Source organism: Syntrophales bacterium, from assembly GCA_026417625.1.
Lineage (GTDB): Bacteria > Desulfobacterota > Syntrophia > Syntrophales > UBA8958 > JAOACW01.
The window spans coordinates 1-12,626 of sequence record JAOACW010000018.1 but is presented as its reverse complement, the minus strand read 5'-3'; the positions used below and the strand labels follow the sequence as shown (position 1 = coordinate 12,626).

The following is a 12,626-nucleotide window of genomic DNA, read 5'->3' as shown; positions in this document are numbered from 1 at the left end:
GGTCAGGGGCATACCTGGAAAAACAATCGAGAACCGCTTCCCGTAGAGCACCGAACGGTATATTGATTTCTGCAAGGGTTCCGTCAAAATCAAAAAGAACTGCCTTGAGATATTCCATACTAGTCTCGCTCACCCGTTAAGTAATTTGCCAGTAATGTTCGGCATCTTCTTTTCCCTCCATCAACCGGGGGAACAAAATCAAAAACTACTTGGAGAAAGGATAGAAGAATGGCAAAAGTTGCCCCCCAGAGAATCTCCTCCGCACCACCCTCTTCATAAATAAAACATGGAAAACTCTGTAGACCAGTGTTCGGCGGCATCACCGGTGGGGGCGCATCAATTATGTAACTCCCATACCGGTCAACGTCTAAAAAATGCAAAAGTGGAATCTCCACCACTTTCTCTACTTCTCCACTTAGATTAGAAAAACTTTGCTTGCCTTTTACATACCCAACAAGAGGAAATATCGTGCATTTAAAAAGAACCAGAGACCTTGTTGGAAGTGCTCCGAGATAAGAAACTTCAAATGGATTGAGCCTTATCTCTTCCCATGCCTCTCGCAGCGCATTGGCAAGAAAAAGACTGATGAGATAGTAAGTTTTCTTTCCTTTGATTTTGGCCAGTTCCCGTGCCTTACCTTTAAAAATGGGGAGTCCACCAAAAACTATAAAGAGACGTAAGATAGTATCTATCTTAGGATTTAGCAAACCTCCAGGAAAACCGAGATCTCCACTCTGTGATACCCTCGTCGATCTCTTTATGAAAAGCACAACCGTTTCCTTTACGTTCCTTCCATTGCTGTAACAACAATCACGTTCCCGCAGAAGGAGAAGAACACCAGCGGCACTATGCCGGTTCGAGGAATCATAACTGTTATGTATCGACGTCCATTTCTCCCAATAATCAAGATCGCATGCCCCAAGACGAGAGATAACATGGGGCAATAATTTCTCCAACGTTGCTAATCTTTGCATTTCGAAAAATCACGTTGTGTATAGTGGAGAAAAAACCAAGATTCTTGACTTTTACACATCAAAAAAGCCTGACGCACCCGCCAGGCTTCAAATCAACTGATTGATGGCGGTGCAGGGAATCGAACCCCGGACACTACGGATATGAGCCGTATGCTCTAACCTGCTGAGCTACACCGCCATTTACAAATATTTTATTTAATAGTCCCCTATTTGTCAACTCCCTATTCCTCACTGAGCTTTTAACTTGTAGTACGCAATAAAACTACTTCTACCTGCAACGGTACCACTGGGAGTTACAAGCGCCATGATGATCTCATCTTCTCCGTCATTATCCATATCCTTTATCTGAAAGTCAGCCACGTAACCATTCATCCTTCTGGTTCTCCAATTTTCCACCAGACCTGCATTGTCCCATTCAAGACTATAGAACTCACTTGCAGAAAAAACACGGACGTTTTTCATTATCCGACCTATACTGGAGATATTCTTAACCACGATAATTTCTCGGTGACCATCCCGGTTCACATCATAGGGAATGATCCGGGGATTCAAGTATGTGTTATAAACAGTACTTCCTTCCCCCGGATTATCTTCACCAGCAGTCTCAATAAACAGGTTGCTTCCTCCGAAAACCTCATCTGATGAATACAACAGCTCCTTACTCCCCGTAAACGTTCTGATCTTAACCAGCTCCTTGTCCGTCTCTTCGAACACAGAAAGATGGTCGTACTCATCATAGGCAATAATCTTGTCTCTACCTGATCCCAAGCCGTCAAGGGCCAACCCATATACACATATGCCAAGGGGGATTTTTAGCATCACCCCCTCTGTCATCTTTCCCCCACGTCTGACCATCTCGTATATGGGTGAATCAAAAGGTTTTCTCGCCCCACCAATAGACACAATCTTTTGGCCCAACAATCTTACCCTGCCATCGGAGGGGACAACACTCCGGAAAATCCAAGGTAAGTTTCTCTCTGTTATCTCAAACTTTCCATTTATCCACTCTATAATAAAAGAATCAGCAGTATTGGTAATGTTGTACTGTGACTTAATACTAACAATGCCGGAAACCACTATCGCTCTCGATCCGTCACCATTTACATCCACCACGTCCACCCCAACTAAATTGGTAAAAGACTTATCCGTTATCTTCTTCAATAAAACAAGATTGCCATTCTGCAACTGGAATATGTAAACACTGCGTGCATCAACCGCAACAATCTCATTCTTACCATCACCATTTACATCCCCCACATCTACACCTCTGAACTCAGTGGGATATCGATGGCTCATCCAGAAACCCTTTTTGCCTACAGGTTGCCCTCCTGTCAAGAAATCGGGATTGATGGCCTCTGTAAGCGTTCCTCTCTTACCCTTGCGCATACTTGTAATCACCGCTGTTTCTTGACCCGTAATGGCAGTTTTCGCAGTTGAGGATTGAACTGTACCTAACGGTGATTCCTTGACGGTTCTTTCCTGCACGGTTATAGGTAAAATTGATCCTCGCACTTGTTCTTGAATCTTTTGGGCAATATCGTTTACCTTCACTATGACATCATCGAGTCCCTGAGACTGACCAAAAAAGGAGGTGGTCTTCTTGGATTTCAGTTCCAGAACACTGACATCAATACTAATACTATTTCCAATTTTGGTTATTGTTCCCCAAACAATAAAATCGACTTTCAATCCCTCTCCAATTGTGTAAACATCAGAAACTGTAAAGCTTTTCGATTTCACCACTTTCAGACTATCCAAAATCAAATCCTTCGGTAACACATCTATGTTTCCTGAAGAGGTTAGCCTTGAGTAGAGCATATCTAGGATACCCTGCTGGATGTAATCTATCCCCTCTGAGCTATGGACGTTAAAAGGTAAAAGGGCAACTACAGGGTTTTTTGAAGAGTGTACTTGTGAGGGTATAAGAAAAAAAATTAATGAGATAACTATAAAAACGATGGGGCTTCGTTTAAGAACTTTCCGGTCCATATAACTCATCATTTAATTATAACATACCATAACTGTTGGTTCAACAAACATTTAAAACCCTGTCACCATACGTACCCTTATCCATAGGATACCTAGATGCTCATGGATAGCTTTTTCTGCAGCTTCCAAAGAATCAGGGTCCGGATAGAAATGGCGAGGAATAAATCTTTCAGGATGTTTAGAAAGGTAATTGGTAGGAGCAGCGACTGGTGATAACCCTGCTTTCCTGAAAATGAGCATGCTTCTTGGCATGTGCAATGCGGAGGTTACCAAAATGAAGGGACCATCCCCCACAATCTTCTTAATCTCCCTTGCCTGATCGTCCGTATCTTTAGATAGTCTTTCTTCGATAACCGCCTCTTTACTTACACCCAGAGCATAAGCCACACGGGCCATTACCGTCGCTTCCGGTTCCATTTGATAAACACCACCCCCTGAAAGTACAAGCTTACTCCCAGGAAGCAATCGGTGTAACCGTATACCCTCACAGAGCCGTGCTAGAGAATCCCGAGAAAGACGACTGCTAGGTGGAATTGACAGATCCGTTATGACCCCACCACCCAGAACAACAATGTATTGAATCCTCCTTGCCATATCCGGTCTCATTTCCACAATAGGTGGATACCTCCTTTCAAGGCTGTCCAAAAGGTAATTCGTTAAGGGGAAATAACCAGCTAAGAGAAGAATTAAAAAGCCAACAACAAGAAAGAATCGCCCCACCCTGCGAGGCTTCTTACGAAACAGAAAGATCATTCCAAAAAGTATAAACAATAAAGACAATGTAAGCGGATAAAATAGAGGAGTAATCACCTTCTTTGCAAGAAAAAGGAGATCCATAGTTTTTTTCCCATACCAAAGAATATACTTTAACACAAGGTTTTGGAAGTTATTTCCCTTGAAAATATGATAATTTTGGCATAGAGTCCAAAAATTAACTCTACCTAGCTACATAGGAGAAAATGAAGTGATTGCTCGATATACTAGAGATGTAATGGCCCGCATATGGAGCCCAGAAAACAGATATCAAAAATGGCTCGACATAGAGCTTCTCGTCTGTGAGGCAATGGCAGAACTGGGGCGTATTCCCCAAGAATCATTAAAAATTATAAAAGAAAAAGCATCCTTCGACGTAGCCCGCATAGACGAGATAGAAAAAACCACCAAACATGACGTTATTGCTTTCATAACGTGTGTCCAGGAAAGAGTGGGACCAGAGGGTCGTTTTATCCACCTAGGGCTTACATCATCAGATATATTGGACACAGCATTTGCGGTGCTTCTCAGGGATGCCTCAGATGTGCTTCTTAAAGATGTTGAGACCCTTCTCTCCGTACTCAAACGAAGGGCCCTTGAACATAAATCAACAGTGATGATGGGCCGAACACACGGTGTACATGCTGAACCCATCACCTTTGGACTCAAAATGGCACTCTGGTACAAAGAAATGGAGAGAAACTATGAGCGTCTGAAACGAGCCAAGGATAACATCGCTGTTGGAAAAATAACGGGTGCAGTTGGTACGTATTCTACTGTAGATCCCTTCGTTGAACGTTACGTATGCGCAAAATTGGGACTAAAAGCAGAATCCATATCATCCCAGATTGTACCCAGAGATAGGCATGCGGAATACTTCTGCGTTCTCGCCATTATAGCTTCCTCATTAGACAAATTTGCCCAGGAGATACGCCTGTTACAGAGAACCGAAGTACGGGAAGCTGAGGAACCATTCACATCAGGACAAAAAGGATCCTCAGCGATGCCCCATAAAAGAAACCCAATTCTCTCAGAAAACATCTCTGGGCTCTCAAGGATGATTAGATCTTACGCAATCGCCGCATTAGAAAATGTTCCCCTCTGGCACGAAAGAGACATCAGCCACTCCTCCGTGGAACGTGTGATAGGTCCCGACGCGACCACCCTTCTCGATTTTATGCTTTACAGATTCACAGATCTTATGGATAAGCTTGTAGTATATCCCGATAACATGTTAAAAAATCTACATTTAACGGGTGGTGTAATCTACTCCCAGTTGGTTATGCTCAAACTCATCGAAAAAGGTATGAGTAGGGAAGACGCGTATGTAATCACGCAGCATCATGCCATGAACGCATGGCAGAGACATAGTTCGTTTAAAGAACTACTCTCTAGCGATGAAAGAGTTAGGTCTATCTTAACAGAAGAGGAGCTTGATTCCATTTTCCAGCCGGAGAATTTTCTACATAACCTTGACTACATTTTCGAGCGTGTCTTTGGTTAATAGAAAAGCGAAAACCTCCAGTTAAAGTTTACTCGCACGGTTCAGATGGCCAGAAACTATTTCCACGTGGTTTTACGATGACTGTATCTCTGTTCCATCTCTCATCATCCCGTTCTGGATAATCGATATTACAATGGAGACCCCTACTCTCCTTTCTCATCTTGGCACATGTGACTATCAACTTGGCCACAGTGGCAATATTCCTCAACTCCAAAAGATCCCGCGTGATAGTGAAGTTCCTATAGTATTCATCGATCTCATAATTGATGAGATCGATGCGCCTCTCTGCCCTCTCCAGTCTCTTGTTGGACCTCACAATTCCCACGTAATGCCACATACACCGCCGTACCTCATCCCAGTTATGTGAAACAACTATAGACTCATCACTCTCAGTGGTACCTTTAGAATCCCAGGGTTGTATATCGTGAGGAAAATCCGGAAAATAAGGCAAAAGCTCAGAAATTCGGCAAAAAACCCTATGGGCGAATACTATCGCTTCCAACAGAGAGTTACTGGCCAGTCGGTTTGCCCCATGAAGACCAGTGCAGGCCACTTCTCCACAGGCGAAAAGTCCGGGAATATTTGTTTCTCCGTACTCATTTACTAGAATACCCCCGCATAGGTAATGTGCAGCGGGAGCAACAGGAATCGGGTCTTTGGACATATCTATACCGAACTCCAAACATCTCTGAAATATATTGGGGAACCTGTTCATTAAAAAATCCCTATCACGATGGGTAATGTCCAAAAGCACATACTCATCGCCCGTTTTTTTCAACTCCGTATCGATGGCCTTTGCTACCACATCTCTAGGGGCAAGGCTCTTCATAGGATGGTATCTATCCATGAAAGCTTCCCCTGATTTTAGTCGAAGAATGCCCCCTTCGCCCCGAACCGCCTCACTTATCAGAAAAGATTTTGCTTGGGGATGGTAAAGACACGTGGGATGAAATTGAATGAACTCCATATTGGCAATCTTTGCACCAGCGCGATAGGCCATAGCTATTCCATCGCCAGTGGCTATATCAGGATTAGAGGTAATTAGATAAACCTTTCCACAACCACCCGTTGCTAAAACAACAAACCGCGCCTTAAATGTATGAATGCGATTCTTTTGATAATCCAGGACATACGCCCCTATACAGCGATCTTCTTGCCCTTCTTTAACACCCGTAACATGGGAGGCAAGGATAAGGTCGATGGCAATAAAGTTTTCATAGATATGAATGGTTTTCTTTCTGCCCACCTGTTCTATAAGGGCCCTCTCAATCTCCTGGCCCGTCATATCACCTGCATGGAGCACGCGACGGTGGGAGTGCCCACCTTCTCTTCCAAGATCGTAGACGTCCGAGCCCTTTTCTCTTGCCATAGTGAATTTCACACCCCAACGGACAAGCTCCTCGATGCGCTCGGGCCCTTCCCGAACTACGAACTCCACCACTTCGGGTTTACAGAGTCCAGCACCGCACACAAGTGTATCCTGAATGTGGGATTCGTAACTGTCATCTGCATTGTGAACCACGGCAATTCCACCTTGGGCGTAGTTCGTCGTCGATTCAAATTTCTCTTTCTTGGTGACAATAGCCACCGTTCCCAGATCTGCTATCTTTATGGCCAAACAGAGTCCTGCGATCCCACTACCTATAATGAGGATATCGGTATTAATTTCCATAGAAATCACAAAAAGTGTTTACAAATTTACCGTTATTCTACTATAAATGCATAGTTTTTGAAAAAGGAATCTCTGTTAAATGCTGATCTTAGGTATCGAAACATCTTGCGATGAAACAGCAGCAGCAGTGGTCCTTGATGGCCAGAAACTTCTCTCCAACGTTGTTGCCTCCCAAATAAAGGATCACAGCAAATACGGTGGCATTGTACCCGAAATTGCCTCCCGAAAACATGTGGAAGCCATTGCTCCGGTGATAAGTGAAGCCCTTGAGACAGCGGGAGTGACCCTTCGGGATATTGAGGGTATTGCCGTCACTCGAGGCCCGGGATTGATAGGGTCTCTTCTTGTGGGCTTATCCACCGCTAAAGCGCTGGCTTATGCCTGCAAAATACCAATCATCGGCGTCAATCACCTCGAGGGACATATTGCAGCCATATATTTAACGGAGAGATATCCAGAATTCCCCTTCATAGCTCTCGTTGTTTCTGGTGGACACACAATAGTTCTACTCGTCTCCGATTTTAAGCATGTTTCCATTCTTGGTCAAACCAGAGACGACGCCGCTGGTGAAGCCTTCGATAAAGCGGCAAAATTTCTAAACATTGGATATCCTGGTGGCATAATCATCGACAAACTTGGCAAAAGGGGGAACCGAAAAGCTATAGCTTTTCCTAAAGCCATGAAGGAGAGTCTAGATTTCAGTTTCAGCGGTTTAAAAACCGCTCTAATTAACTTGGTAAAGAAAAGAGGAAGTTTTCCTCAGGAAGAGGAGATACCAGATATAGTGGCAAGCTATCAGGAAGCGATTGTGGAAGTGCTCGTGGAGAAAACCATTATGGCGGCAGAGCAGGCTTCTGTTGATAAGATAGTCGTATGCGGTGGTGTAGCTGCTAATAGCAGGCTGAGAGAACTATTTGTGGAAGAAGCTTCAAGAAAAGGAAAAGAGATCTTTATACCACCCCCTATATTGTGCACAGACAACGCTGCAATGATTGCCGCTTTAGGTGAGTATCTATTCCGTCAGGGCCAGAGGGATAGTTTAGATATAAACGCCCTTTCAAGATGGCCTCTAAATTTAAAACTGTGAAAAAAATTAAGAACTGGTGGCAGGATTTCTACAGGGACCTAATAAGCCTTAAGGGAAATCCCCAGCAAATAGCTAAAGGAATGGCTTTTGGGGTCTTCATAGGCGTAACCCCCACAATACCTTTCCACACGACACTCATCGTGATGCTAGGTGCGATTTTTAGACTTCACATCACTGCAGCCTATATAGGCTCCTGGTTGGTCTCTAACCCCCTTACCATCCCTTGCCTATACTTCATACAGTACCGTCTGGGCCTTTTTCTTTTAAGAATGCCTCACTGTGAATGGACGCTAAAGGATTACACAATCATGGCCCTCATGCGTGTAGGCAGGGATATAGTCGTTCCTCTACTCCTAGGGGGGTTTGTCATGGCTCCTTTCGTGGCTCTCATTTCCTACTTCTTAACCCTACACATCATGAACAAAAGGGATATCAAAAACAACCCAAATTATGGCAAAGAACGTTGAAAGGTACATTGGAAGAAAAATGCGCCCTAAAAAAAGACTCGGTCAGCACTTCCTTAAAAATGGAAACCTCGCCGCTAAGATCGTTCAGTCAGCAGGAATTGAAAAGGACGACACAGTAGTGGAAATAGGGGCGGGCACTGGAATCCTCACCCGGGAGATAGTTAAAAAAACAGCAAATGTCGTTGCTATAGAGATCGATCCTGAAGCGGTATCCCTTCTGAAAAATGATCCTTCCATGTCCCACATATCCATTCTGCAAGGGGATATTCTACTCTTCGATCTCTCAACCTTCAAAAATAAAATCTCCGGGAAAATCAAAGTTTTAGGAAATTTACCCTACTATATTTCTTCACAGATCTTCTTTCACCTTCTCAACCACCGCCATGTAATCTCCTCCGCCGTGCTTATGTTGCAGAAAGAGATGGCGGACCGACTGGTTGCTCAGCCCGGCACTAAATCTTATGGTATACCATCCGTTATGGCTAATGTATACTCAGATGCCTCGATACTTTTCACAGTTCCCCCGTCCTGTTTCTACCCACCACCCAAGGTTCACTCCGCAGTTGTGCACATCAAATTTTATGAAAAACCTCGGTATAACTTGAAAAATGAAACATTCTTCTCATCGCTCGTTCGCCTCTGTTTCTCCAAAAGGCGCAAAACTCTCTGGAACAATCTCCGTATCCTCTGCGATGAAAATATCCCAGAAGAAAGGTTGAGAAAAATCCTCGAAGAAATTGGCATCAATGTTAACACCCGCGCCGAGGCTTTGAAACCAGAGCAATTTGCCCTCATGAGCAATATCCTGTGTGCATTTAAATAACCCCGCGCCCTTCAAATCTCTTTTCTCTTCGAACGCCCATTTCAGGACGGAAACCGTACGCTCAACCAACGCAGGAAAGGAAACGGTTCTCCGGATAGAATATTTCCGGAAACAGACTGAAAATCTTTGAAAGATCAACAAATATTCCGTTTAGCCTTTAGTCTTTCAAGTCCTGTCTTTCGGGTGGAGCATCTTTATCGCACCCGAGATACTGGCCTGTCTAGTGATCGGCAGAGTTTCCGCTAGAACTCATCTCCATGACACCCTACGGCGAAGTAGTTGTTACCATCTTTCCTCTCCGTATACACTGCAAAAAACCATACCTCACCAATCCGCGATTCTCCCCTTTTCATCTCCAAACCTGCGCGCCGCTACCGTCCGCAAAACAAAGCGCAATGGGAATTTTCACTCGAACATCCTCTTTTGCAACCAAATACTACAAGATCCTTCAACCTTCTTATTAACGGATATCAGGCGTTACGATATAGCGATAGGACATGTAAAAAAACCTACGTGCCCAACCATAGACCAGTGTTTCACGGAACTTATCTTATCCCCCAGGAACTTATCTTATCCCCCAGGATTCTCAATCTGGATCACCTCAGCTCCCAGATCAGCAAGTATCTTAACGGTAAGATCCGAGAAAGATCAAGGACGTAATACCATCCATTCCATGGATGGTGTCATTTTCCTCAACGCACCATAATAAGCTCCGCCTCTTTTCGGGAAAGGGGACAAGTCAGGATAATCTCCCTGGAAGTACCTGATTCACAAACGACCTCAACACTAACACCCTCACCCACATTCCCATAAAGAGCACAAAGAGCAGCTGCTACACGCCGCACCTCTTCACTACCACCGCGGGGGATCAAAGTTACAGGACCTGGTCTTTTATTAAGTCGAAGAAGATCATCACAATCCCTCAAAAGGCCAATCAAAGCGTTATTATCGGCCTGATTACGTCCCACTATGACCTTTGTTGGGGGAGTACCCACGGTAAAGTGTCGCCCATGTTTCAACAACTCCACATCCCTTCGATCGAAATCGGGATTAATACTAACAAGGTTCCGTAGCCGAACAGCGTAAGCTGGATCAGTAAGTAGACATCCCCCTGCCGGCGTGGGGTAATACGATATACCGAACTGATTGGCTAACTCCATCTGCACTTTTCTTCCCCTTCCCCGTATGGCAAGGAGTCTTTTTCTATCCACAAGACCATGTATCTCGGGAATTGTTTCTGGTAGAAGCAATGCACTTAGAGGTCTGAGAACAAGGCCCTCGTAACCTGACCGTTTGGCAACCAGAGAAAGCGCCTGTTTGGTCTGGGACATGGGACGCTGACCCAACACTTCTCCGGTAACTAGAAATGACGCACCAAACTCTTCCAACAGATTCCCCGCGGTTTTCAACATAAGGGTGTGGCAGTCAATGCATGGATTCATGTTTCGTCCAAAACCATATCGGGGTTGCTTGATGATCTGTAAATGTTCCTCTGTGATGTCGCGAATGACAAGAGGCAAACTGATACTTTCAGCCGCTTTTTTTGCTTTATCTGGGGAAAAAAAGGGAGTGGTGAACGTAACCCCCACAACCTCTATACCCTGCTGGGCGATGAGTTTAACGGCGAGTATACTGTCCAAACCACCGGAAAATAGGGATAAAGCTCTTTTCTTCAATACCGCAAAATGGTAAGTCCCATTTTTTTGTGGAGGTAATCATATATTACAGGGTCCAAATCAAAGTCAATCAGGTAAATGGGATTTGCATTTTTTTTAAGGATTCTCATGCAGGGGAGAACTATACGTAACTGCCTTGAAGAGGTACCATTGTAAACCGGCAATGAATAATAGGCAACTGTATAGGACTCACCAAGAGCCTGCAACACCTTTTCCATTTGGAACCTTGTGGATTCTCCCTCTTTCAAGCTTACAGATACGATCCCGTGCATCCTCAATACATCGACCAGCGATTCTTGAAGAGGCTTAGATGATACTATTATTCGCGTACCATTTTTCTCAGTCATCAACTCCGCTTCTAAAGCGAGCTGGAAACCATCCTTAGCTTTATCGAAGAACCGAAGGGGAACTTTCTGAAAAACAGGATATCCCAATACTTTTAACAGCTCCCGGATAATCTCCTGAGCCGAATTCCCCTTAATGCTGGGAATCTCCGATAATGAATGTGAGACCTCAGAGGGCCTATCGGTAATCTTGTCTTTCATGATTTCGGTAATCAAAACCCCTTTTCTCCTCGCATACTCGTGAAATGCGAGGGGTAAGAGGTTTTCTTCAGAAGCAACGTTGACAATTATCTGTGTATGAGGTCCCCCAGCGGGAGTCTTTCTCTTGATTATCCAGTCCCCCGAAAACTGAAGATACTCCTTTTCCCCGATGCTCAGTAAACCCTTAACCCGCATCATTTCGTAACTTCTCGTAACGCTCAAGATACGGGATAAAAATGAAAGTACCCTTTCTCCCTGTGCTGGTCTCAAAACTCTGTAATTCGGCCATGTCTTTTCCACGAGTTCCCCTATGCCTATGGGAAGCCGCCCATTGTAATCCAGAAAAACAGTAGTCCCATCATCAAAATCGATCCGAGGTATGAACGAACAATCAACTACTACATGACCCCCATCGGGCATGGGTATATAAGTATGACCTGCAGTTGAAAGAGGAACATCAAATCTCTTAAGAATCCCCCTAATAAGATCCACATCCGTTCTACTCCACACCTTGGTCACATCTTCCCCCAACGTGCCTTTACTGGAACCCTGTCCCCCCTCCGTTCTGCTTACCAATCCCGCCTTTGCAACTCTTTTTCCTGGGAGAACAATTTTTTGACCGGGATATATTCTGTTTAGATCCCTAACATGTGGATTCAACATCTTAACGAGTCGTAACTCTGATCTTCCCAATCCCCTCTTTCTCAGTATATCAAGAAGCCAATCACCCTTCCTCACAGTGTACACATAAGTATGACCTTTATATGAACCATGCTTGCGAAAGACTAGACGCACCGTCTCTTCCCGAGCATAGCCATAAAGAGCTGTGTAAAAAAACAAACCAACACCAAACAAAAAAATAACTTTCTTCTTCATAACCATACGGACTTTTACTTTCTTCCCTTTGAGCATGTCAACTGATAAAAAATTAACTTCCGCAGTCCCTATTTGGTATATTTTTTGCGCCTATTCTGTTAAAATCAAGAATAGGAGAACTATGCGTCGTTTAACGTATTTTATTTACTCCATAATACTCCTCACATCAATGTCCGATCCATCACTTGCGGATCTCAAAGAGGTTCGCGAACAAGGCGTGTTGCGTCATTTAGGCATACCCCTGTCTCTTATACACATCT

10 protein-coding genes and 1 tRNA gene are annotated in these 12,626 nt (G+C 44.2%); 4 read left to right on the top strand and 7 right to left on the bottom strand.

Features of this window, described 5'->3' with window-relative positions:
• Positions 1–119: 119 nt before the first annotated feature.
• From N2317_08725 to N2317_08710, 4 genes are all read right to left on the bottom strand, one after another.
• Positions 120–974 (bottom strand): CoA pyrophosphatase, encoded by an 855-nt coding sequence (locus N2317_08725; protein MCX7817571.1) that lies wholly within the window; start codon positions 972–974, stop codon positions 120–122.
• A gap of 104 nt (positions 975–1,078) precedes the next feature.
• Positions 1,079–1,152 (bottom strand) — tRNA-Met (locus N2317_08720).
• A 50-nt stretch (positions 1,153–1,202) separates the two neighbouring features.
• Entirely contained in the window at positions 1,203–2,963 is a 1,761-nt protein-coding gene (locus tag N2317_08715) for an FG-GAP-like repeat-containing protein (protein ID MCX7817570.1), read from the bottom strand.
• Positions 2,964–3,014: 51 nt separating this feature from the next.
• Positions 3,015–3,800, bottom strand: coding sequence for a YdcF family protein (locus N2317_08710; protein ID MCX7817569.1), 786 nt, complete (start codon positions 3,798–3,800; stop codon positions 3,015–3,017).
• Positions 3,801–3,927: 127 nt separating this feature from the next.
• Between N2317_08710 and purB the strand changes: the two genes are divergently transcribed.
• Entirely contained in the window at positions 3,928–5,220 is a 1,293-nt protein-coding gene (purB, locus tag N2317_08705; GenBank protein MCX7817568.1) for an adenylosuccinate lyase, read from the top strand.
• A 28-nt stretch (positions 5,221–5,248) separates the two neighbouring features.
• Here the strand turns inward: purB and nadB are convergent, their stop codons facing one another.
• Positions 5,249–6,892 (bottom strand): L-aspartate oxidase, encoded by a 1,644-nt coding sequence (nadB, locus tag N2317_08700; GenBank protein MCX7817567.1) that lies wholly within the window; start codon positions 6,890–6,892, stop codon positions 5,249–5,251.
• A 79-nt stretch (positions 6,893–6,971) separates the two neighbouring features.
• On the opposite strand from nadB, the gene tsaD reads away from it, so the two are divergent.
• From tsaD to rsmA, 3 genes are read left to right on the top strand one after another with little or no spacing between them, the layout of a single operon-like run.
• On the top strand, positions 6,972–7,979 hold the full coding sequence (gene tsaD / locus N2317_08695) for a tRNA (adenosine(37)-N6)-threonylcarbamoyltransferase complex transferase subunit TsaD (protein ID MCX7817566.1): 1,008 nt from the start codon (positions 6,972–6,974) through the stop codon (positions 7,977–7,979).
• The gene (locus N2317_08690; protein MCX7817565.1) at positions 7,976–8,446 is read left to right on the top strand and encodes a DUF2062 domain-containing protein; all 471 of its coding nucleotides are present in this window, start codon (positions 7,976–7,978) and stop codon (positions 8,444–8,446) included. Before tsaD ends, N2317_08690 begins: the two co-directional genes overlap by 4 nt.
• Before the next feature lie 19 nt (positions 8,447–8,465).
• Positions 8,466–9,269 (top strand): 16S rRNA (adenine(1518)-N(6)/adenine(1519)-N(6))-dimethyltransferase RsmA, encoded by an 804-nt coding sequence (rsmA, locus tag N2317_08685; protein MCX7817564.1) that lies wholly within the window; start codon positions 8,466–8,468, stop codon positions 9,267–9,269.
• Positions 9,270–9,961: 692 nt separating this feature from the next.
• Here the strand turns inward: rsmA and N2317_08680 are convergent.
• Positions 9,962–10,945, bottom strand: coding sequence for a tRNA 4-thiouridine(8) synthase ThiI (locus N2317_08680; GenBank protein ID MCX7817563.1), 984 nt, complete (start codon positions 10,943–10,945; stop codon positions 9,962–9,964).
• Positions 10,942–12,366 carry a LysM peptidoglycan-binding domain-containing protein gene (locus N2317_08675; protein MCX7817562.1) on the bottom strand — a complete coding sequence of 475 codons (1,425 nt, stop codon included), beginning with the start codon at positions 12,364–12,366 and terminating at the stop codon, positions 10,942–10,944. Before N2317_08675 ends, N2317_08680 begins: the two co-directional genes overlap by 4 nt.
• Positions 12,367–12,626: the final 260 nt, after the last annotated feature.

Excerpts from the sequence above, each read along its gene's own strand:
- N2317_08725 (MCX7817571.1), bottom strand. The coding sequence starts at position 974 with ATGCAAAGATTAGCAACGTTGGAGAAATTATTGCCCCATGTTATCTCT.
- N2317_08715 (MCX7817570.1), bottom strand. The coding sequence starts at position 2,963 with ATGGACCGGAAAGTTCTTAAACGAAGCCCCATCGTTTTTATAGTTATC.
- N2317_08710 (MCX7817569.1), bottom strand. The coding sequence starts at position 3,800 with ATGGATCTCCTTTTTCTTGCAAAGAAGGTGATTACTCCTCTATTTTAT.
- nadB (MCX7817567.1), bottom strand. The coding sequence starts at position 6,892 with ATGGAAATTAATACCGATATCCTCATTATAGGTAGTGGGATCGCAGGA.
- tsaD (MCX7817566.1), top strand. The coding sequence starts at position 6,972 with ATGCTGATCTTAGGTATCGAAACATCTTGCGATGAAACAGCAGCAGCA.
- rsmA (MCX7817564.1), top strand. The coding sequence starts at position 8,466 with ATGCGCCCTAAAAAAAGACTCGGTCAGCACTTCCTTAAAAATGGAAAC.
- N2317_08675 (MCX7817562.1), bottom strand. The coding sequence starts at position 12,366 with ATGAAGAAGAAAGTTATTTTTTTGTTTGGTGTTGGTTTGTTTTTTTAC.